This window comes from Fluoribacter dumoffii NY 23 (assembly GCF_000236165.1).
Classification (GTDB): Bacteria; Pseudomonadota; Gammaproteobacteria; order Legionellales; family Legionellaceae; genus Legionella; species Legionella dumoffii.
Genome location: NZ_CM001374.1, coordinates 1 through 19925, shown reverse-complemented (window position 1 = coordinate 19925; position 19925 = coordinate 1). Strand labels below are relative to the sequence as shown.

The window sequence follows — 19925 nt, the reverse complement described above, 5'->3', positions numbered from 1 at the left end:
CCTTAACCCGCTGTACTGTTCATTTGCGAGGCTACCTGTTTTTCAATTTGCGCCATGCGTTGAATCAGCATGAGCTTTTCTTGTAGTTTGTGGCCTACCTTTGGATCAATGGAAGCCACGCACGTGGTGGCCTCATTGATGCGCTTTTGAATTTCTTTGACTAAATCGGTATTTAACTCAGAACCTGCCGTTGCCACGCTGACCTCACGCAGTAATTCAGTGAGGTAATTCGTTAACAAATCCTGGGCGATTAGCATCGAGTATTCTTCAATGTCTACGGCACTGCGGCCTGTGTGCATGCTGTTTAACACCGACAAAAACTTCATCACAGGCAGTGAGGTCATGCTTAAAAAATTAAGCTCTCGATTGCCGGGTTTTTCATCATTAATGAGCTTTGTATTTATGGTGCGAATAATCTCACGTACTTTATAGGTAAGCGTTGAAGTTTCTGGAATGGTGATATCCTGTAAACCCACCTGCATGCACTGGCTGTTGCTTCCAGCATCCTTACAGCGCCAAATTTTCGCAGTTCGAGCACCATTTCCTAGTCCAATCAGTGCATTAATTAAATCAGCGTTATCCGCCAATGAAGGCACATTGGTCACCTTGCCCTCTTTATCAATAATCAATGTGCCTGTTAGACTCATTACCATCTCAGCAAGCTCCCTGTCACTATTTAAAAACGATTTGGCCTGCAACAGGTACCAAACGAGATTTTTATTTAACACTACTTGTTTTTTACGTTCCGGGTCTTGAGATGCTTTATTCATCACGTTATCAAAGCCATTACCCGAACAGGCCATGCGAGCCTGAACATAATCGCTAAACAATCCCTCTTTTCCCATGGCAGCCTGGTCTTTACAGATTTTTTGTTGGCTTGCCGCCGTTTTTGGCCATATCCCTCCAACCAGATTTTCACCGAGCTGACATGAATTAATGCTGCTATGATTAGCCAATTGCTCTAGGTATAAATTGAAATCCCGTACTTGTTTTAATTCAGGAACCGTAGAGGCTAACATCACATCTACCGCATAAGCATCGGCATTAGTCATCACTGATTTTCCCAAATCCACTAATTTCTGATTGCTCAAAAAACTCATGCTCCCTGTATATAAATCGATGCCACCACACCCTGTGCGATAACTCGGTAAATCCAATTGAACTAATTGATATTGGCGAGCCTGATTACGAACATACAGTGAACCACCACCAAAAAATCCTGCAGCTTGGGATTCAAAAGCAGCAGGCGAAGTTACATTAGATGCATAGCCCATCCCGTTAAAAAAATTATCCAAATCGGTGCTGACACTAGCCTGAACAGTGGAGAAAAAACTCAATAAGCACAGGGTAAGAATACCTTTTTTCATTACATTATCCCCTTGTTTTCATACATCTTAATTTTAGGGATGAGTGTTGTTATACGGTCATTGAGTTCAGCGTCTGTCATTGAACCAAATCCCACCGGATATAAAGCTTTTGTTTTAGGATTAACCACAAAAAGTGCTGGGTAATTGATGGCATTACTACCAAATGCAGCATTAATCCATTCAGTAGTCGCGGGTAAAAATTTGGGAAATTCAGGTAACGGTTGATTATCCAACGACAAAGGCAAGACTTCTGCTTTATTACGATTTGCCCACCCTTGTAATATCGGTGCAAACCGCTTGCAATGTGGGCATTGGCTGCCATAAAACAGAATCAATCCATGGGTGCTAAAAAATCCCTTACCTTTTTTATTGATCGACTCTTCACGTTGATGTTGGAATACCCCCTTCTGCTCAGCAATCATGTTGGTAAGCCACTTCGCCCCTTCGGCCTGTGTACATGAAACAATAAAAGCGAAAGCCAATCCCCATAATATGCGTGCCTTCATCATTCGTCTCCTTTAAATTGGGTTGCCACTTGTTTGATGCGTTCCATCAAGACATCTTGAGTGGTTAGTCCATATGCCACGGGTGAAACACGTTGGTTTCGAGGATTAACCAAAAGTAATGCAGGAAAATAGCGGACACCCAGTCGGTTGGCTTGCCCATTATCCATCCGGGAATCCTTTAGTTCGGAAGATGTGATGCCATCAACACTAACCGGCAACATTGGAATATGGAAACGCCTGCAAAAATCAACAATAATAGGGATTTGTTTCAAGTCATAAGGACTTTTCCCACGATAGAAAAACAACAAACCATGCGTTTTGGACAATCGGTTTATAATTTCTACGGTTTGGGATTCGCGCACCTCATCGGTGATTTTTGCACCAAGATTGGAGGTTGGATGAGTCACCGCGTAATCATATTCAGGATGTGCCAACATCGTTTGTTGAAACAACGATTTAAATCGTGAGGATTCTTTAAGCCAATAATCTTGTAGGCTTAAAAATACGCGCATGTCCTCGACCTTTTTGGTGTACCGTGCCTTATGCAAAGCTTCCATAGTATAAAAACGAAGTACCGCATCGCGTTCAGTAAAACTAAGTTGGTTAAAGGAAGTGCCTCGTGGACTTGGTCGTTTTGTCTTTTTCTGTTCCTTTTCGATGCTGTACCAAAGAAAACCGACCGGTTTCTCGGCGAACACGGTCAGAGGATTAAGGAATACTATCAAAAGAAAAACGCCCCATTTAATCATGTGCACGCCCCATCTGTTTTAAGCGCTCGATATGGGACTGATTGACTGCAGAGACTTGCCCATCATCTGGCAGTACTTTACGATTCATGAGCTCTTGGGTAATGGGGGATAAATCGAGAGCAGAGAAATTAATACGTTCCAGTTCTTCTGGGGTAATACCACGGCAATTGGCTTTGTTGTCTTCATCTTTTGCCCAACCAAAGTGAATGCCTAACTGATAAAAACGTCCTTGAATTTGCAGAATAGAAGCCAATTTTGTGGGGAAAACACACCACGACTCCTTTTCTTCCAAACAAAGCCCTAGCTTTTTTAAAGCACAAAAAGTTCCGACTTTATATGCCCTTTCCTCTTCCTTTGCTTTGGCAAGCCGCTTCTCATCGTCACTGCAATGAGTCATTTGGTGGCTGCCATGACAACAATTACGTGTATTGGCAACCACTTTGCGACAGGTTGAATTGGTTCCGGTAAAAATGGCAGGCACGCCACTACGAACTTGCTTGGTTGCAACATCGGATGCCACACCAGCCAAAGCCCCTAGGCGTGATAATCCCTCCGCCGCATCATCACTTTCTTCCTCAAATGACACGTCACACGATCCATCGCTGCAGGGTATTTTGTCAGGACAAATGGTTTTTTCTGGAAAACACACCTGATTCATACAGGAAAATGTTTGTAAGAAACGGGTACACAATCCATTGGATGCATTAAGACACTGCGAACCCACTTGCGAACAGCCGGCTTGCAACAAAGGCATGCAATAACTTTTTTCTAAATAAGAGCATTGATAGTTTGACGTATGACCCCAGCACGGTCTGGTAATGGCAATGCCCTCAATGATTTTTGTGGCATTAGGGTCAACACATGAATTGGTGTTCGTTAAAATACAGGAATCCGAAGGTTTTTTTTCACAGGCTTGAGTAGCCCAAGACTCTTCACTTACCTGTTGTGTTAACGTCATCTTAAGAGGTACCGCTGCCTTAATTATTTTTCCTAAAGATACCGTCACTGTGGGGTCTTTGCAGGTAGGATTTTTTATGAGTTGCAGCACTTTATTGTGATACATCACTACAAGGTTTAATGCTTCACAAGAAGGCTTTATTTCGGCAAGATTTGCTTGACTGCATCCTTTATTATGTTTGCCACATTGGGTTAAATTAAAGGTTGCACTTCCGCGAGGAAACATGACTTCGCGAGTAAATTGTTGCGTCAGCGGTTTTAGCGTTACCTTAAGGGCTTCGCCACAGGCGATATTTTTGTAGCCCACGGTTTCTTCGCAAGTTTTGGTCTCATGCGTTGATTCACAGAATCCTGGTTCTTTATAGCAGACGCCATTTACCGCATCTTCTGGATGTTCAAGCAATTTCTCAGCGTAACGCATCTCAGGGCTATTCGGATTGTAGCGTCCCTTCGTGCGGGTTCCTGCATGTTGATACACCTCTAAAGCATCCGGATTGTTGGCCAGTGCGTTTAAGCCTGAAGAGGACAAAGTGTCCGATCCTTCTTGTGGGAGAAGACCTGTCTCTTCTGGATTTTGCGTATACCCCTTCAATACGTTGGCAGGATTAAATCCATTTAAAGCCTGCAACGCTTGCTCACGTGCTTTTATTGCATCGGCTGGAGTTTGAGCGAATCCCGCGGTAATGAATAGAGATGAAAACAAAATGAGAATGAATTTACTCACTGCTTATCCTCCGAGCATCATGCAGGGTAAAGTGGGTTTCCCCATGTCCTGCAATCCGCGATAATCCTTCTTGGAGCGTTAAATGGCCGTAAATCACATCAAACTTCTTCTCCTCTGCCACGACCAAAGCGGGTACTTGCTGAATGCCAAACCGTTCAAATAAGGTGGGGTCAATGGCCAAATTTAAGTCGGGGATTCGCTGGCTCAACTCCATAACCTTCAGTGCGGTATCCTTCATTGAATTGTGATGCAGTCCATTTAAATAGGCGGGGATGTGTAAACGGCTGCTTTCTTTGAGAGTCTCCTCCAATAGCCTACCCGGCATGGAAAAACTGACAAATACCGATACCGTTGCGGCAAAAAGTACTGTATTGGCAAGACATCCGAGTAATAAAAAAAATCCTTTTTTAACCATTTAAATCTCCGTTTAAAGAAAGGTGCAATTCCTCTTTCGCCATACTAAAAACCCATATTGGTCGGGCGTATGCGGTTTAATTTTTCCAAACTCCCAAGCCAAAGTGCTTAAACCCCCTGGGTAGCAATGTTTGCCATCAGCTACCTGATTCACCATCTCATAGCGGTAGCGCGATTTTGGGGTTGCTGAATAGTGATGTTCTTTGCAAATCGCACCCGATGCGGCACTCGAATCAGACACTAACAATTCACGGTGCATTTTGTAGTTCATACGTTCAGTCAATAAAAGTGCCGTTTGCACCGGAGAAATAGGCGCATGTACATGCCCTGTCAGCGGATAATGAGTTCCTTGACTACCTGCACACCAAAAAAGACTGTCTATTGGCTTCTTGGTCAATGTTGAGGACAGCGCATCAGCAGCACAAGAACTTGCTGCCACAGGGTTGCCAAACAACACCGACTCAGGACTTAATACAAAGCTCATTTCAGAGTCTTGCCAGGTAGGGTCAAGTTCCGTGAGGTAGGCAATATCAAAATCCCCTCCTTGCATACAACCCACTGAAGTGATGAGATTAAGCCAGCTCATAAGCGGGTATTTATACCAATGGACGTGAAAAAACGCACGCTGTTGGCCATTACCAACCACATGACGCCCTCCCCTGCTCTGTTTTAAACCCAAATTGAGTTTGATGCCTCCAAGATTCACAAGACAATAAGGGGTGTCGGTGACATCGGTGAGCGCCACAGGCTCCCAAAAGCCAATATTCAATCCCACGCGTAGCCCCATAGGACTCGGACATACCCCTATAGGACTTGCTGCATTTTCGGTATCGGGAAGGGATGAATTCACTACCTTAATGTTGCCTATCGACAAAGGAAATAAGCATCGCCAACACACATCACGAATGGGATTGACGAAATGTCCGGTACATTGCTTGCTCCATCCCGGATAAGAAAAAACGAAGAGAATTGCGAATAAAAAGACTCTAAAGGACATCGCCATTCTCCTTGATTGCGTGCTCGACAATGACAAGACGATTGCCTTTGCGAGTAACGATTGCCGGAACGTGAGCGATATGAAGCTGTCTCGTAATTTTTCCAGCCTGGTCGAAATAAATGACTGAGTGCAGCTTTTTTTCGGCGGCATTGATGGCGCCACCCGTCAGAATCAATTTAGGATTCGAACAGCTTGTTTTTTGAAGCTGAGCCCAATTTATCTGCGCTTCATCATCCGCATTAAAGAATAACCAACAGGGTTGATAGGAAGGTAACTGCGACAGTGCATTCACATGGGTACCGCGTACATACAAAACACGACCTCGCTCATCGCGTATGTCTTGGCTTAAAGTGATTTCGGGCACGTAATGATGTGTTATTGAATGATTGGTGCGTGGAAGATTTAAGGCTGATGGCCTGTTTGCATGCTCGGCTGCCGTTTGAATCCAGCGCTGGTTCATCGCCTCAAGCGCTCCACTATCATTCAAAGCCGTCAATCGCTCTTCAATGATCTTTAAAAAGCTCTTTTCAGCCACAGGAAAAACCTCGCCAATCACTCCAAAGGATTTGGCATGAATCTGACCCATGGAAATCATAAGAAGAATCAAGCAACATAGGATGTTCACGATTTATTCCTCATGGCGTGACTTAACCTAATCCGCACCTCATCGGTGATATCAATACCTCCAGCAAAAACATCATTCTTTCTTAAAATGATGACCTTTTTTTGCTGTGCAAGCTCGACCAATACCTTATTAAGTAACGCATTAAATCTTCTTGTGGATTGCTCCACCTGAGATTCAGTCGCCTTTATTTCTGCCAATTGGCGAATGAATTGGCTCAGAACTTCCTCTTTATTAAAAATGACAATCGCTTCTTTAGGCTTAACACCATAAGAAACGATAAAAAAACCAAAGATTGCTAATACAAAACTCGCAGTAATAGGGATTAATCGCATAATTCCTCCCCATAGTATTTTTGCGCCACGCACTGGATTGCATCGCTTAGCGTGACACCTTGGTTTGTTAATGATTCAATGTCACTCACCTCTTCGCCTGAGGTAGAAAAAAGCACTCTGGAAAACGGATCGCAAAAATAACGATGAAAGGTAGTGACATTTCCAAATTGAATCATCAGATTGGAAAATCCTTGCGTTTTTGCCTCCCCAAAGGATTCAACGACACGTGCTTCAAGCGGGCTAAAATGCTTTGGATTCTCCTCCAGGTAGTGCTTTAACGAACCCTGCCGCATCATGATTTTAGTATCACTACTTGCCGCAATCGCACGCCCCTGAATGGTGTTCATGGTATCTAGAAGATTCTGGGTAATCACTGCAAAACCACCCCTATGTTTTCTTGCGGTACGAAAACCCTGCTCGATGAAGCTTGCGCACACAGGATTTGAACCACGCGCCAAAAACCGCCAGGCCTCATCAATGACGCAGCGTTTTTCCCGTTTTCTATGTGAGTGGTAAAATTGCCCCTGAATAATCACAATCATCACAAACATGACAATGGTCAGAAGTTCTGGATTGGATTCCAGCTCGCCCATTTCCAGAACCACGAAATCGGAACTGTTCAACAGAGGGGTTTCACTGTTAAATAGATGGCCGTATATTCCTTGACTCCCATATTTGCCGAGCAAAACTGTTAAATCCTTAAGCCTTTGGTCCCCTTGAAATTGAGGCCTTTTTAACATCCTTTGAAGCGCGCTCAACACATCGTCCATTTTGGCGCGCCTGCCATGCACTTTCCAACATTCGGTCACGGCATCCAAAAGCCACGCCTTTTGTACTTCTCCTAAAGCCTCATGAGGGCTTGCCATAATCGCCAACAAATCCCTAATTTGAATGGAATCATTGAGTGCCTGCCCATTAATCTCCGTCATCCCATCAAAATCAAACAGCGTAAATGGATTAAGCGCCAGTGTGGATGCATCAATATAGCTGCCACCCACCATCTTACATAGATGCTTGTAGGAGCCGCCTAAATCAATGACAAAAATCTGCTGTCCCCGTGATAATCCGTCTAAAATTTGCGCCTGTTCAAAGAAGGATTTACCAGCGCCTGTAGAAGCCACGGTGAGGCGATTGAAATTGGTAATCGGCAATGCCCTGTCATCAAAGGTATTTAAATAAAACAGTTGATGCCGGTACGTAGGTACAATGAGCCCCTGCCCTGCGCCCTTAAAATCCGCAACAACAGGCAGAAGATTTGCGACATTGAAATGGCTTAGTTTTTTAGTCATACCCAACAGCTCAAGGCTTGAAAAAAGTCCCTCCGTGAGCATAAAAGGAAGACTGCCTAAAAATCGCAACCATTGTTTGCAACGACTTTGAGTGAGCGTAAATCCTAAATGCCTGAAACTCGCAATCGATTTGGCAACATGCTCGCGTTCTTTGCTTTCAGTGGTATACAGCACGACATTGTAAAAGGAAGGCAAAAGATGCAATTCGCCCTTGGATGCGTGCTCATGCACCAACTGCCATTCGGCTGTTTCTTCACGAATGGAGGGATTGATAAAGGATTGAACCGCATTGTTATTGGCGCTTAGGGATTTTGCACGAGCTTTTGCTTTTGCCTTCATCTTTTCCTGATTCACGCCTCGAATAGTAAAAGAAATCAAAAAGGGACATTGAATGCCCTGCTCCGTATCCAACAGATTAGCGAACAAATCCGGTGTTTGCCACAGAGCAAATGGCTTACTCGGATAGCTACTCACCTCACAATTCACAATGCGTGTTCTTTGACTCTCTCCTTTTAAATCAGCAAGGGAGACCCCGATTGCTTCATCTTCAATTTCGATTACCGTGGAGGGAGTGGGTATGGACTCTGCAATCAATCCATTGGATTCATTAATTACTGGCCAAGAGAGCGTGTTGAAATCAGGCGAAATTAATGCACGCATCAATATCTTAAACTCATCTGCCTCAAGTCGCCTAAACCCAAATCCTGACACTTTAAGTTCTGATTCAAAATCGGCTTGCAACAGCTGAAGCTGTTCTTCGACATCGGATTGCATTGGCCTGGAAATAAAAAGATAACAACAATAATCACTTAAACCCGCGGGTACGTTACGGCCATTTTTATATCCTTTTTTAATGGCATTCAGATGATATTTAAGGCTAAGTCGTGCAAGCTCGGCATAAATCCCGCCTTGTTTTAAAATGGACGCGTAGTTTTGGGCAAGTCGCCCCTCAAGCCATGGGTGTTTGTACATCAATACGGTGCAATCCGTATCAACCGTCAGCTTGTTTTTAAAAAGTTGCGCCAGACTGTTCATTAATGACTCATCGGCACCAGACATCGGCGAAAGCTGTAAACCAAAACCCATCGAATTGCGATTAACAAAAAAACCGGCTTCGTTCACCGTTTCATAAGGTAAAAGCCCTTTAATAGAGGGTAAATCCATGGTTATTGACTCATGCGCTTGACCCTGCGCACTAAGAGATGCGGGTTTAATTCCTGAAGTTTCTCCAAGCATCTGGCTGGTTCGATGCAATAAATGACGCGCTTTATCACGCCAAACAGTGAAGTCTAAACCCATGATTGCTCCTTAAGGCGTGTTGCAACCCACAACGATTGACTGTTATTTTGTTGGATGATTTTCCCTTGGTGGTTTGGGATAGTGTGTTCTGCTTTCATCATGCCGCGTCTTACAGAATTGGGTTTTGCATCATCGGCGAAACGGGTCATGGCATCGACCTGCTCGATTGTTAAACAACTATCCCCCGCTGTAGCATTACAACTGAAATTGGAGTTCATCGTACTGCATCCTGTAAGCAATGCGCTCAGTATTGAAATGAAACAAAGTAAACCAGACCTCATCGTAAACCTCCTGTTTCATTTCGATTTAAGGTATTTAGGCGCTCAATACGCCCCAAGACTTCGGGAGGAACTGTAAAGTTCATCTCAGAAGTTGGATTTTCGTCTTGAGATGCAATCAATCCTTGTGTTTCGTGTTGGGCTTTTACTTGATTCATTGCGTGCTGACTCTTATCTTCATCGGGCTCTAAGTAAAATCCGTCTTTAAAGACCACGGTGACTACATTGCCCGAGCCTACTTGAATGACAGGATGGTATTGCTCTGCGCGTTTGACATAGTATGCCGACAAGGTATCTGCTGCTTTGGAGGCACCTCCATAGGCTGCAAAGGGCGCGATTTGACTGCTGGGTACAACTGATGTTGCGCCATACGGTCCAATGGCTTGGACGCTTTGGGCGTATTGTGCAGCAGAGGCAACTCCAGATAAGGCACCACTTACACCCGCCCAAGTCATGACCTTGTTATCTCGCATCAAAGGCTTGCCTTTAATTCCAACCTTGCCATTGAAAAACACCCACCCAGTAACCTCCTTATCAATAATGGGCTGGCCAGGATGAGCACACGACAGACGATACAATGTGGCAAACGCACGCTCACTGGAAATATCTCCGTAGGAATTGGCGCTGACGCGACACCCTCTTAAGCGTGAACGCTGGCCATTAGGCAATGTGCCATCTTCCAAAAATTTAAAGAGCATCACGCCATTGTTTTTCGACTGGCCATTCACTGATGCATCGGCATCCGCACCGCCTAAAATCACTGCGCGTACTGAGGTATTGGATGGAACATAATGAGCAGGGTTGAGATAAAAATTAGGGTGTGGTTTTTTCATGCGTCGTTTAGGTCGAAATGAGACTGTGTGAATGCGAGGGGCTGCATCCGATAAAGTAGTGCCACTATTCATCATCGTGTTCATGGCATAGGTATTGGGGTTATGCCACAGTTGTGGGTTTTGTACTTCGTTTAATTCAGAAGGATTGTTTTGGTGTTCCAAATGACTTTGTTTTTCCTGATTGGCTAAAGCCAGCGCGTGTACTTGTGCTGTGAGTTCTTCTTTCTGCGCTTGCAATTCTTTTTGATGTGCTTCACCCATAGCTTTAATGTTTTGCGTTAATTCACCTATCTGTTTTTTTAATGATTCAAGTTCTGTTTGCTGGGAGGTCAAGGCTTGGTCTGCAACCGCATCGGTAAACGAATCCTCTACAATTCCTGTTAAATCGACTGAATTTTTTGTAGTGGTCGTTTTTTTAGGATGACCCTCTGCCAACAAGACAATCATCGTGGCGATGATGAAGAAAACGATGCATCCAACTCCAATTAAGGTACGAACTTGACGCCCTTTAACTTTTTTATTCCATTGCCAGTTAGCCATGACGTACTCCCTGAACCCGATACAACATGGCTTTTTCACCAGGCGCAATAGATGGCTTTGAGAACTTAATCGCTAATGTTCCAACTTTCGCAAACCATTCTTGAGACAACTCCAAAGGCTCCTTGCCCCTGTTATATAACTCGATGGTTTCACCCTTCAAAAGCTTACCATCCCAGGACTCTTTAGGTAGGAGGGTTAATCCTTTTGACCAGCGCTGTGCTTTTCCAAATTGACGTTTTATACGCACATCAGCAAAAGGTTTATGTTGCTCCATGTGGGTGAGTAGAGCAAGAATTGCTTCGGGTACGGCCTCCTGAGTTATCGTTTTCGTATTTTCTTTTATAGTGTTAGCTTGATAGGCGACAACTTTGGGTTGTGGTGGTGAAACCAACTCAATCGTTTTGCCTAATGACTCTTCACCATTTAATGTGACAGAAAAATGCGTGCCTTTCTCAGTAGTTAAAAACAAAGTAAAGGGATTAGTCGCAGACAACATCACATAAACAGAACCATCTTGCTCGTCGCGTTTGATGGCCATGCTATTGGGTGGAAATACTGCTTCTATGATTTTATCGTTCTTCACTACAATGCGGTTGTAATTATTTTGAGAAAGCGTCAATGCGATGTCACTATTCTCTTTCACCGGGATACTATTAGCTCCCATAGTCATCGTAGATATTAATGCTAATGCGACACTTAATGGTTTACGCATGATTGAAATCCTTAAAAGGCGAAAACTTAATGATGGATAAGCGACTGTCTTTATATTGAAACTGCAAGAGGTAGGTTTTACGTTCATCGCTTAGCGATTGAAGCCCCACATAGCGTTTCAATACCCCAGAAACAACAGCGGTAAGTTGATTGGGGTTCGTTTTAATTTCGGTGATATCAAACGTAGAAGACATCTTTTTGGCTTTAATGACTTTCGCCTCATTCGTTAAAAGCCTAAGTATCTGGGTGTACTTTTGATGGTTCACAAAAGACAGTAAGCGCTTGTGGTTGGCATCAACCGTTTCAGGCGTCACATTTAAACGCTCATTAACGAAATTTTCTGCCATCAGACTTAGGTAATGGCCGTCGACACGGGTTGCTGATTTAAAATAACCCGGATTTCCAGAAAATGGCGTTACTTCGATGGTATGATGGTTCCAGGCCTTATTAAGAAAGCAGGACAACAAGACATTAGAAACTAAAAGACCAAACACCAGAACCACCATTAAGTTAAATCGTGCAGAGAGTTGGCTTAGGCGGCTTTGATAACTTTTAAAATCCATTTTTTTCTCCTTAAGCCACATACACACGTTGGTGGGATAAAGGGAGTTTGGGCAGAAAAAACTGGGTAACCATGCTTGGCAAAGACCAGTAAGCCAACACTAAGAGGGCTTTGGGACCCTCCCCTTTCTTCAAATACCGCAACCCACTTAACAAACTTAATCCAAATAGAGAAACCAATATTTTTTGATTCGAGATGATGAGCAACATAAAACCAATACCTGCCACCACCAGTTCGTCCATGGTTAACGTTAAGATTCTCTTAGGCGCATCAATATGGTTTAAGAATTGATAGTTCATGTTGCTCATTCTTCCCTTCCTCTCAAAATACAAACGTTTTAAGTAAAAAGGCTGGAATAAAAGCAACAGCAGTTACTCCAACAAACACCATAGGATTTTTACTCTTCACAGCCATGGCGGTGGCTAAAATGATGTCTACTAAAATAAAAACTTTCCAAAACATGGAGCCACTTCCTAATGAATCTTTGACATCCCCTTCCAAAGCTTTTGCCAATAAATCATTTGCCAGTACGTTTTTTGACAGCAAAAAAACGACAAGAGCTGAGCTTACTCTGTTCATCAAACTGAATCTTTTTTTACCTACTTTCATTGTTTTCTCCGTTTTTAGGTTGTACAAATCCCTTAAGCACTTGGATGGCCTAATTTTTAACACCAATTAAAGTTATAAGTTTTGCGAATTAAATCGTCGTTTAGATTGGGTGGGTCATTAGAATATTCCCGAAATGACTTTAACTAATCCTTGTTCTAATGCCCCCCTGGCATCGGCAAACTTCAAATTGACCTTGTCTGCATTGGAAACGACACGTGTTCTATAACGCTGATATTGCGTGTTGCGCGAATAGGTTTGAGAGGTCATTGTGCTATTTCCATTTTTTAAACGTGATTGGAAGTGTTCGTTTACCTTAACCCCCTTCCCTACTTTCTCGCTGATTTGAATGTCAGTGATCATGGTGTAATTGACGTCTTTCACTAACGAGTCCGCAGCCAAACCCACAAGACCACCCGCAAGACCCCCAGCAATCATTCCCGTCCCTGTGTGGGTTAAGCTTCCCGCAGCTGTTCCTGCCACAGCACCTGCAATCACTGAACCATAGCCGCCACCAAGTGCAGATTGACTTGCAGCAACACTCATCTTACCCACTTTGAGCACATTAGCTTGCAATAGGTAGTGCGCCGAACCTGGATTATTGACTACCGTGTAGTCATGTTTCATCAAGGTTGTTTTTAATTGTGGCGCGATATTGATTTCTTCATCTGATGTGTTTTTCACTGACACATACACTGTTTTCTGCGCTTTAGAAACAGGATCTAAAAAGATAGTCTCACTTTGCTTCGTACTGACTTGCAGTGACCTATGCTCTAATGCTGTTTGTGTTGCAGCACAACCTGTTATCACTGCTGCGGAACTTACTGCGAACACTTTGAATAACTTTCTGCTGTTTTTTTTCATGCTATTCCTTATCTTTTTTCTTTTCTGTACCCGAATCACCCCAGAGGTTCTCAACAGGGTGCCTCTTGTTGTGAAGACATCACTTGTCTTAACTGTGCTTCAATGTCATGAATTTTGTTTTTAGCCTGGTTAATAATCGTTTCAAAATGGGCTCGTGTATGTTCCCTGGCAGTTGTAAGCAACTTTTGAAAATGACTGACTTCGGCATGTGCCTCCTTAAGTTCATTTTCAAGTTGCTTCACAATTGAAGTGTTTGATTTTTTCGTTGTGGAAACGTCGCGCAGCATACCCGCAGGTGTTTGCCAACCTCCCCTCAAAATGACCCCACGAATGGCATTGAGTTTTCGACTAAAGTCATTACCACAGGCAGTGAAATGCTTGGGATTAAGCAAACAAAATTCAATCTCTGCACTTAAATCTTCTTTTTGCGAAAAATTGAGGCTTTTAACCAGGCAGGTTACACGGTGTTTCTGGGCTTGAGTAAGTTCAGTGCCAATCAATGCATCCTCTTGCGATAAGCGGTCAACTGGAGGTTGTTCTTTAACGACTTTAGCAAATGGTTTTTCTTCATGATTTGATGATTGAGAAAAAAGAACAGCAGCAGCTTGTGGTTGAGCGTGAATAGTCGATGCTTTACCCGGAGCACTATTGCTTGCTGCTGCTGTTTTATTATTTAGTTTCTTATTACTTATTCTATTAATATTTATTAGTGTCGGATTTTCCGGCGTCGGATTGCCAGTCGCCGGGCTTACCGGAGACGGGTTTTCAGGGCTCGGTGTTGTTTGCTCATTTTTTACCGAAGACGGCTTTTCAGGCTCTGGGATTCTACCGGGATTTTGGCGCTCTGGAATTTCTAAAACAAAGTACTCAATCCCACCAAAACGACCACTTGCATCATCTCGGCAAGCAGATTTTTGAATATAGCCGGCTTGTTCTAATTCGCCAAGGAATCCTCGAACTGCATCCCTTCCATTTGTAGCCCTTTCTCTTAAATCAGAAACCCGCACCTTCCAATCATCAGGTAATGACATCAGATAGGCATGTAGTCCTTTAGCCCCCCATGATAAGGAGTCATCATTCAGACACGTCTTATCGAGAATTACAAAGTTTTGTTGTTTTTTATGAATTCGAAGTACTGCCATGATCTGCGTCCATTGCTTCTGATTGGTTTGGGATTGTTTGATTTAATTCGGAGATAGAGCGGTATCGTATGAGGTGATCTTCAAGACGTAATGCCGCTTCTGGAAGCTTTTTTCTTCCAGATCTCATACAAGATTCAGATAAAAGTTTGTTAGCCTGTTCTGAAAGTTGGAAAGAAATATAAACTTTTGGATACTTTTTATTATTGATTTCCGAATCCAATTTTTACTCCCTGTAAAAAACATGATTTTGATAATGTTTATTCACAAAACATATCTATGAATAGCCAATTATTAAGCGTTTGATGTAAACTAAAGTATCATCGAAATTATTTTACCCTTTATGGGGTACCCTGTAAAGGGTAAATAAAAATTATGTCTATTATTTCTGAAGAACAACTAAAGAAAAAATTTTCGTTTAATATGCGGCAGTTAATGGCTACCAGCTCCATTAGTGAAAATGAATTAAGTAAAATAACTCAAATCAGTCAATCGGCAATTAATAGAATTAAAAACGGACAAGTAAGCCCTTCTTTGTATCATGCAATTTTAATAGCTAATGCTTTAGAAGCTAAAATAGAAGATTTTTACACTCCACAAGAAGATATTAGAGATTCAAATTATATTGCTGTAATAAGCACGAGTAATTTAGTAGAAACACAAGAAACAAAAATATTGGGTTTTATAGAGAATAGCAATAATTGGAACCTTAATACCATCGGTTTTAAAGTGGATAAAAATTTTGATTGTAAAATATTGAACAACGATAGTATCGTTATTGCATCTATAGATGACCCATTAACACATCAGGATGGAGATACTATTCTTTTTTTGTTTAATAAAAAATATATGATAGGAACTATACATCAAGGAAGTATTAAACCGATTGATAACCTTCTAAAAAAAATGGAAATAAATAACGTTATTCTCGTTGGAAAAGTTATAAATATAGAAAGCAAATATATTAAAGATAAAAATATTGTAGTTTCCATTTTGGAAAAATTTAATATAAATGCTGTTTCTAAACTTATAAATTCTATTAACTTACTAAATTTACATCATGCCTAGAATATACATTGTTTGATTCATCATAATTTACTTCCCATTTAATTGGAGAGAAATCTGTATTCCAATCAATAATATCGCTTTTTTCTTCGTTTTTAATAATCATTATTAAAGGCTTAGTGATAATTGAATACACAACAATCTCGTATGTAATTTTTGTAAAATATGAAACCAAAATAAATTTCATCATGTATTCTACAGGCCATACTCCATAAAATGATAAAAAACAAAATAATGAGGTATCAGATATTTCTGAGATGAGTAGTGATTGAAATATTCTTTTAAATAATGACCTACCTTTATTCTTTACTTTTAGCTTCTGAAAGATATAAGACGAGATGAAAAATGAAACTGAGAATGCTATTGTTGAAGCCACATATGTTCTAAGCATTCTGGAAAATACTGTTTCAAACTCCGGTTGAAATGTCCAAAATGGTGAGGGAGGTAAAATTATTACCAAATAGATGCAAATATCAAACAAGATCAATGCCACTAAACAAGATAGTAAAATTCTTCTTGCATTTTGATATCCATAAATATCGGTTATTATATAATCAAAAATATAGCTAAATGGATATAGAAGCATTGCTCCTGTTATTGTAAAACCTCCAACACTAATTAATTTTGTTGAAAGAACATTGCTTAGCAAAATTATAGTAACAAATAAAATTGCTATTAAAACCAAGTAATTATATCTTGGCAATGAGCTGGCAACGCTTAATTTGTTTAAGGATTTAGAAGCAATAACTGTTCCGATAAGATATCCATCTTTTCCAGAAAAATTATTCATGAAATCAGGATCTTCTACCAGATCCTCAAATTTCAATTTCGATGGTTTCTTATGCCCACCATCTATTGGACTGTAGAGCAGATTATTATTCTGAAAATCAATATTTAATTTATATTTATGCATTTTTTCTTAAAGCAATATAATAATAAGGGGCAAAATTGACTTCATCAATGTAATCTATTTGATCTTTTTTATATCCAAGAGGTAAATGTGTTCCTAAGTGCTTAAATCCTACTGTTTCTGCTATATCGATAATACAATTTTCACTCCAATAGTAATCTGTAATTTCACAGTCTATTGTTAAAAGCTTTATATTAACAATATCACCATCAGCTACAGGAGCTTTTCCTACACCTTTAACTGTTAAATAATTACGCATATAAAGATTTTTTGTTCCGCTAACAATAATTAAATTTCCTAAATTTTCCAAAGAATTATAACAACGGACTAACTCGGCCTTTATCTCGTCTTTTGTAGACAAATGAAAAAACATAAGAATTGAAAATATTGAAGTATACTTCCCATATAAAAAAGAGTTTCTTTCGAATGAGTTCTCGAAGTACAACGAATCATCCTTAGCGCTGCTCTTTTTCGCATTATGTAAAGCATTTTTATCTATATCGCATCCGTTTATCTTTTTACAAAAAGCACTTAAAAAATTGGTTGATCTACCAGATCCACAACCTAAATCTAGAGCATAATATAAGTTTGTATTGTAATTTCTAGCGAATTGTTCTAGATCACGAAATGCAAGAAATCCAGTACCGCTAATAATACTCTGTCCATATTTTCTTACCTGCTCATTACTAAATTTTATCATTTTTTCGGATAAACCTTTTCACAACTATATATAAAATAACAAACCATTTAGGTACCTAATTAGGTACCTATTCAGATATCTAATTAGGTATCAAATCTTTTTTTAATTTGGGCCAAACATTTTCCTTGAAATACAAACTGAGTTTTGCTGGCTGGGGCGTAATATCTCCATTTTTCCTATTGATAGGCGCAATTTTTTCGATCTCTTCTGACGACATATTTTCTTGCCAATTATTGAGCGCCCATTTAAATGTTTCTTCTTCAATTTGTTTTTGTCTTTCCGCTTGAGCTTTTCTCATCTCCAAAAGTTGTTGCATCGCAATTTCTTTTGGAGAGCGATAATCTTTTTCAAACCATCCCTGCCCTTTTCTTAATACACCCATTAACACGGTTAGTGGATCTTCATATTTTTTATACTTGGGATTGTTATCTAATCCGTAAGCAAAGTGGTTAATAGACTCTTGCACTACATCGGGATCGTTTCTTTCTACTAGTTGTTTAATTTGAGTTTTAGAGAATCCAATATGACTCAATGACTCAAAATCAATTTTTTGCCATTCTTCTGGAATTGTTATTTCTATTTTTTTAGTAGTAGTATTTTTTAATATATTATTACTACTATTAGGAACATTGTTATCTAATTGATATCTAAAGGCAGTTATAAACTCCGCTGAGTTTGAAATGTGGTTGTATTTCTGTCTTTGTTCCAGAATTGTATCTAAGACTTCTTTTGTTAGACCTAGATTTAAATAACCCATGCGGGCTTTCTTCCCTATATTTCTTATTACAAGACCATTTTTTATTAGTCTATTCAATGAGGTTTTTACTGTACCAATGGTAGTTTTAGACAAGGTGGCTATAGTAATTGTTTCTATTGGTCCTGTCTCTAAACTATTACGTACAGTACATACATCAGTAATGAAGTTTAAAATGCTTTTTTGAATACCTGTCAAACGTAAAATTCTATTATATAGTGACGTGGCATCTATTGTGCTATCTATTTGATATCTAATTGATGCCTGAGGTACTATCTTATTGATACCTATATTGTTTTCTATTGGTACATTAATGTTATCTTGCTGCTTCTCTTTTGTTACCTCATTGTTACCTAAATCAATATCTAAATCTTGCTTTTCTTGTCTAAACTCCAATAATTGAAACGAGCCATCCATTTCTCGGTTTGGTTCGGGAATAGATGGTTTTTTATCTGCGTTATTAGGTGCGTGGTCAGAGGTTGTATTATCCCCCGATAAATCCCAAGGTCTATAACTTTTCTTAACAAATTTCTTTTTATTGCGTTCTTTTAGAACGTCTTCTAAATTTGGCATAAACCAAGCTCCCTATGTCTTAAGCAGTTTCCATACTTTCATTCGTTGATTTGCTTAGTTCCTGCTTGAGAACTTGAATAGGTGATATTTGTAATAATTCGCGAGTTAAACTATCAAAATCATCACGCACACTGGATTTTTTTAATGAGCTAAATGCATTTTTGTTGTCATCAGTTACATTTGGTATCTCTTGAGCATATTGTACTGTTGTTGATAGTACTTTCCCTTCTAACTCTGGATCAGAGATTAACGATACTATTGCTTTATCAGATAAAATTGTTTTTCCACTAAATTTGTTTAGATAAACTTTGTAATTGATATTTTTATGGTAACTTCTATTTAGTGTATCTACTTCTTGTTTAAGGATTTTTAACCCTTTCGCACTAAACTTATCTGGATTAAGAGGTGCTAATATAATATCTGCATACAGAGTTGCGGCTGTTACAGCTTGCCCCATGGTTGGTGGGCAATCTATAAAAATGAAATCATATCTATCTTGAATAGGTTTTAGGATATTTTCATATAGCTTATCTAGAGGAAGTCTTTTATTTACAATTTCATTATCAAGTATGACATTTTCAATCCTGCTGGGAATTAAATCATAACCTTCGGCAAGATTTACAATGCTGTCTTCAATTGAACATTCTGATTTTATTACATCTATTAAAACTGGTAGTTCATCTGCATCTATTCCATTTGCATCGGTAAGATTTCCTTGTGGATCTGCGTCAATGACTAATACCTTTGCTCCATAAGTATTGGCGCAACTTGCAATATTAAATATAGATGTTGTTTTACCGGTACCACCTTTTACAATCTGGACAGCAATTTTTTTCTTTTTAAAACTATAATTGAAAATTTGTCTGGCGCTAGAATAAGTTATATATGATTTATTGCCTATTTTTTCACAGGTTATATTTTTACTTTTAAGTTGCTTATGAACCGCCTGTGTCGAAATTCCAAGATATTCAGCAACATCAGATATAGATCTTTTTGGCTGTTCGATGAGATTATTCATTATTTTTATCCTTGGCCAAGTTGATGATTTATTCAATAATATACCCGAATCGAAAACCATGTAAATAGATCAAATAGATAAAAATCAATTACTTTTATCTTTATTATATATTT

23 protein-coding genes are annotated in these 19925 nt (G+C 40.1%); 1 reads left to right on the top strand and 22 read right to left on the bottom strand.

Going from position 1 to position 19925, the window contains the following annotated elements; all coding sequences use genetic code 11:
• Window positions 1-2: 2 nt before the first annotated feature.
• The 18 genes from KYQ_RS17065 to KYQ_RS16980 form a co-directional block, all read right to left on the bottom strand.
• On the bottom strand, window positions 3-1367 hold the full coding sequence (locus tag KYQ_RS17065; RefSeq protein ID WP_019350388.1) for a conjugal transfer protein TraH: 1365 nt from the start codon (window positions 1365-1367) through the stop codon (window positions 3-5).
• Window positions 1367-1876 carry a type-F conjugative transfer system pilin assembly thiol-disulfide isomerase TrbB gene (gene trbB, locus KYQ_RS17060; protein ID WP_231294687.1) on the bottom strand — a complete coding sequence of 170 codons (510 nt, stop codon included), beginning with the start codon at window positions 1874-1876 and terminating at the stop codon, window positions 1367-1369. The genes KYQ_RS17065 and trbB overlap by 1 nt, the downstream gene beginning before the upstream one ends.
• Window positions 1873-2622: a type-F conjugative transfer system pilin assembly protein TraF gene (traF, locus tag KYQ_RS17055; protein WP_019350386.1), complete on the bottom strand. Its 750-nt coding sequence runs from the start codon at window positions 2620-2622 to the stop codon at window positions 1873-1875. The genes trbB and traF overlap by 4 nt, the downstream gene beginning before the upstream one ends.
• Complete coding sequence (gene traN, locus KYQ_RS17050; RefSeq protein ID WP_019350385.1) at window positions 2615-4303, bottom strand: conjugal transfer protein TraN; 1689 nt, start codon at window positions 4301-4303, stop codon at window positions 2615-2617. The genes traF and traN overlap by 8 nt, the downstream gene beginning before the upstream one ends.
• On the bottom strand, window positions 4296-4718 hold the full coding sequence (gene trbC, locus KYQ_RS17045; RefSeq protein ID WP_019350384.1) for a type-F conjugative transfer system pilin assembly protein TrbC: 423 nt from the start codon (window positions 4716-4718) through the stop codon (window positions 4296-4298). Before trbC ends, traN begins: the two co-directional genes overlap by 8 nt.
• A 12-nt stretch (window positions 4719-4730) precedes the next feature.
• Complete coding sequence (gene traU / locus KYQ_RS17040) at window positions 4731-5714, bottom strand: conjugal transfer pilus assembly protein TraU (RefSeq protein WP_019350383.1); 984 nt, start codon at window positions 5712-5714, stop codon at window positions 4731-4733.
• On the bottom strand, window positions 5704-6339 hold the full coding sequence (traW, locus tag KYQ_RS17035) for a type-F conjugative transfer system protein TraW (protein ID WP_029489086.1): 636 nt from the start codon (window positions 6337-6339) through the stop codon (window positions 5704-5706). The genes traU and traW overlap by 11 nt, the downstream gene beginning before the upstream one ends.
• Window positions 6336-6671: a type-F conjugative transfer system protein TrbI gene (gene trbI, locus KYQ_RS17030; RefSeq protein ID WP_019350381.1), complete on the bottom strand. Its 336-nt coding sequence runs from the start codon at window positions 6669-6671 to the stop codon at window positions 6336-6338. The genes traW and trbI overlap by 4 nt, the downstream gene beginning before the upstream one ends.
• A complete protein-coding gene (gene traC / locus KYQ_RS17025) occupies window positions 6662-9259 on the bottom strand; it encodes a type IV secretion system protein TraC (protein ID WP_019350380.1) in 2598 nt (865 codons plus the stop codon). Before traC ends, trbI begins: the two co-directional genes overlap by 10 nt.
• A complete protein-coding gene (locus tag KYQ_RS17020; RefSeq protein WP_231294685.1) occupies window positions 9250-9477 on the bottom strand; it encodes a conjugal transfer protein in 228 nt (75 codons plus the stop codon). The genes traC and KYQ_RS17020 overlap by 10 nt, the downstream gene beginning before the upstream one ends.
• A 59-nt stretch (window positions 9478-9536) precedes the next feature.
• On the bottom strand, window positions 9537-10910 hold the full coding sequence (locus KYQ_RS17015) for a TrbI/VirB10 family protein (protein WP_019350378.1): 1374 nt from the start codon (window positions 10908-10910) through the stop codon (window positions 9537-9539).
• Entirely contained in the window at window positions 10903-11622 is a 720-nt protein-coding gene (gene traK / locus KYQ_RS17010) for a type-F conjugative transfer system secretin TraK (protein ID WP_019350377.1), read from the bottom strand. Before traK ends, KYQ_RS17015 begins: the two co-directional genes overlap by 8 nt.
• Complete coding sequence (gene traE, locus KYQ_RS17005; RefSeq protein ID WP_012187515.1) at window positions 11615-12184, bottom strand: type IV conjugative transfer system protein TraE; 570 nt, start codon at window positions 12182-12184, stop codon at window positions 11615-11617. Before traE ends, traK begins: the two co-directional genes overlap by 8 nt.
• Before the next feature lie 10 nt (window positions 12185-12194).
• A complete protein-coding gene (traL, locus tag KYQ_RS17000; protein ID WP_012187514.1) occupies window positions 12195-12491 on the bottom strand; it encodes a type IV conjugative transfer system protein TraL in 297 nt (98 codons plus the stop codon).
• Window positions 12492-12504: 13 nt separating this feature from the next.
• On the bottom strand, window positions 12505-12792 hold the full coding sequence (locus KYQ_RS16995) for a hypothetical protein (protein WP_019350376.1): 288 nt from the start codon (window positions 12790-12792) through the stop codon (window positions 12505-12507).
• 117 nt (window positions 12793-12909) lie between these two features.
• The gene (locus KYQ_RS16990) at window positions 12910-13653 is read right to left on the bottom strand and encodes a complement resistance protein TraT (protein WP_019350375.1); all 744 of its coding nucleotides are present in this window, start codon (window positions 13651-13653) and stop codon (window positions 12910-12912) included.
• A 50-nt stretch (window positions 13654-13703) separates the two neighbouring features.
• Window positions 13704-14795, bottom strand: a complete 1092-nt coding sequence (locus tag KYQ_RS18695; protein WP_019350374.1) for a replication protein — start codon at window positions 14793-14795, stop codon at window positions 13704-13706.
• Window positions 14773-15015, bottom strand: a complete 243-nt coding sequence (locus tag KYQ_RS16980) for a TraY domain-containing protein (RefSeq protein ID WP_019350373.1) — start codon at window positions 15013-15015, stop codon at window positions 14773-14775. The genes KYQ_RS18695 and KYQ_RS16980 overlap by 23 nt, the downstream gene beginning before the upstream one ends.
• A gap of 152 nt (window positions 15016-15167) precedes the next feature.
• Here KYQ_RS16980 and KYQ_RS16975 point away from each other — a divergent pair, with 152 nt between their 5' ends.
• Window positions 15168-15860 carry a helix-turn-helix transcriptional regulator gene (locus KYQ_RS16975; RefSeq protein WP_019350372.1) on the top strand — a complete coding sequence of 231 codons (693 nt, stop codon included), beginning with the start codon at window positions 15168-15170 and terminating at the stop codon, window positions 15858-15860.
• Here KYQ_RS16975 and KYQ_RS16970 read toward each other — a convergent pair.
• The 4 genes from KYQ_RS16970 to KYQ_RS16955 form a co-directional block, all read right to left on the bottom strand.
• Window positions 15832-16770: a queuosine precursor transporter gene (locus KYQ_RS16970; RefSeq protein WP_019350371.1), complete on the bottom strand. Its 939-nt coding sequence runs from the start codon at window positions 16768-16770 to the stop codon at window positions 15832-15834. The two genes, KYQ_RS16975 and KYQ_RS16970, sit on opposite strands and share 29 nt — an antisense overlap.
• Window positions 16763-17467, bottom strand: coding sequence for a methyltransferase domain-containing protein (locus KYQ_RS16965; protein ID WP_019350370.1), 705 nt, complete (start codon window positions 17465-17467; stop codon window positions 16763-16765). The genes KYQ_RS16970 and KYQ_RS16965 overlap by 8 nt, the downstream gene beginning before the upstream one ends.
• A gap of 79 nt (window positions 17468-17546) precedes the next feature.
• Complete coding sequence (locus KYQ_RS16960; RefSeq protein ID WP_019350369.1) at window positions 17547-18794, bottom strand: hypothetical protein; 1248 nt, start codon at window positions 18792-18794, stop codon at window positions 17547-17549.
• 19 nt (window positions 18795-18813) lie between these two features.
• Complete coding sequence (locus KYQ_RS16955) at window positions 18814-19812, bottom strand: AAA family ATPase (RefSeq protein WP_019350368.1); 999 nt, start codon at window positions 19810-19812, stop codon at window positions 18814-18816.
• Window positions 19813-19925: the final 113 nt, after the last annotated feature.

Coding starts and splice junctions, on each gene's coding strand:
- KYQ_RS17065 (WP_019350388.1), bottom strand. CDS start 1,367: ATGAAAAAAGGTATTCTTACCCTGTGCTTATTGAGTTTTTTCTCCACT.
- trbB (WP_231294687.1), bottom strand. CDS start 1,876: ATGATGAAGGCACGCATATTATGGGGATTGGCTTTCGCTTTTATTGTT.
- traF (WP_019350386.1), bottom strand. CDS start 2,622: ATGATTAAATGGGGCGTTTTTCTTTTGATAGTATTCCTTAATCCTCTG.
- trbC (WP_019350384.1), bottom strand. CDS start 4,718: ATGGTTAAAAAAGGATTTTTTTTATTACTCGGATGTCTTGCCAATACA.
- traU (WP_019350383.1), bottom strand. CDS start 5,714: ATGTCCTTTAGAGTCTTTTTATTCGCAATTCTCTTCGTTTTTTCTTAT.
- trbI (WP_019350381.1), bottom strand. CDS start 6,671: ATGCGATTAATCCCTATTACTGCGAGTTTTGTATTAGCAATCTTTGGT.
- traC (WP_019350380.1), bottom strand. CDS start 9,259: ATGGGTTTAGACTTCACTGTTTGGCGTGATAAAGCGCGTCATTTATTG.
- KYQ_RS17020 (WP_231294685.1), bottom strand. CDS start 9,477: ATGAACTCCAATTTCAGTTGTAATGCTACAGCGGGGGATAGTTGTTTA.
- KYQ_RS17015 (WP_019350378.1), bottom strand. CDS start 10,910: ATGGCTAACTGGCAATGGAATAAAAAAGTTAAAGGGCGTCAAGTTCGT.
- traK (WP_019350377.1), bottom strand. CDS start 11,622: ATGCGTAAACCATTAAGTGTCGCATTAGCATTAATATCTACGATGACT.
- traE (WP_012187515.1), bottom strand. CDS start 12,184: ATGGATTTTAAAAGTTATCAAAGCCGCCTAAGCCAACTCTCTGCACGA.
- traL (WP_012187514.1), bottom strand. CDS start 12,491: ATGAGCAACATGAACTATCAATTCTTAAACCATATTGATGCGCCTAAG.
- KYQ_RS16995 (WP_019350376.1), bottom strand. CDS start 12,792: ATGAAAGTAGGTAAAAAAAGATTCAGTTTGATGAACAGAGTAAGCTCA.
- KYQ_RS16990 (WP_019350375.1), bottom strand. CDS start 13,653: ATGAAAAAAAACAGCAGAAAGTTATTCAAAGTGTTCGCAGTAAGTTCC.
- KYQ_RS18695 (WP_019350374.1), bottom strand. CDS start 14,795: ATGGCAGTACTTCGAATTCATAAAAAACAACAAAACTTTGTAATTCTC.
- KYQ_RS16975 (WP_019350372.1), top strand. CDS start 15,168: ATGTCTATTATTTCTGAAGAACAACTAAAGAAAAAATTTTCGTTTAAT.
- KYQ_RS16970 (WP_019350371.1), bottom strand. CDS start 16,770: ATGCATAAATATAAATTAAATATTGATTTTCAGAATAATAATCTGCTC.
- KYQ_RS16965 (WP_019350370.1), bottom strand. CDS start 17,467: ATGATAAAATTTAGTAATGAGCAGGTAAGAAAATATGGACAGAGTATT.
- KYQ_RS16960 (WP_019350369.1), bottom strand. CDS start 18,794: ATGCCAAATTTAGAAGACGTTCTAAAAGAACGCAATAAAAAGAAATTT.
- KYQ_RS16955 (WP_019350368.1), bottom strand. CDS start 19,812: ATGAATAATCTCATCGAACAGCCAAAAAGATCTATATCTGATGTTGCT.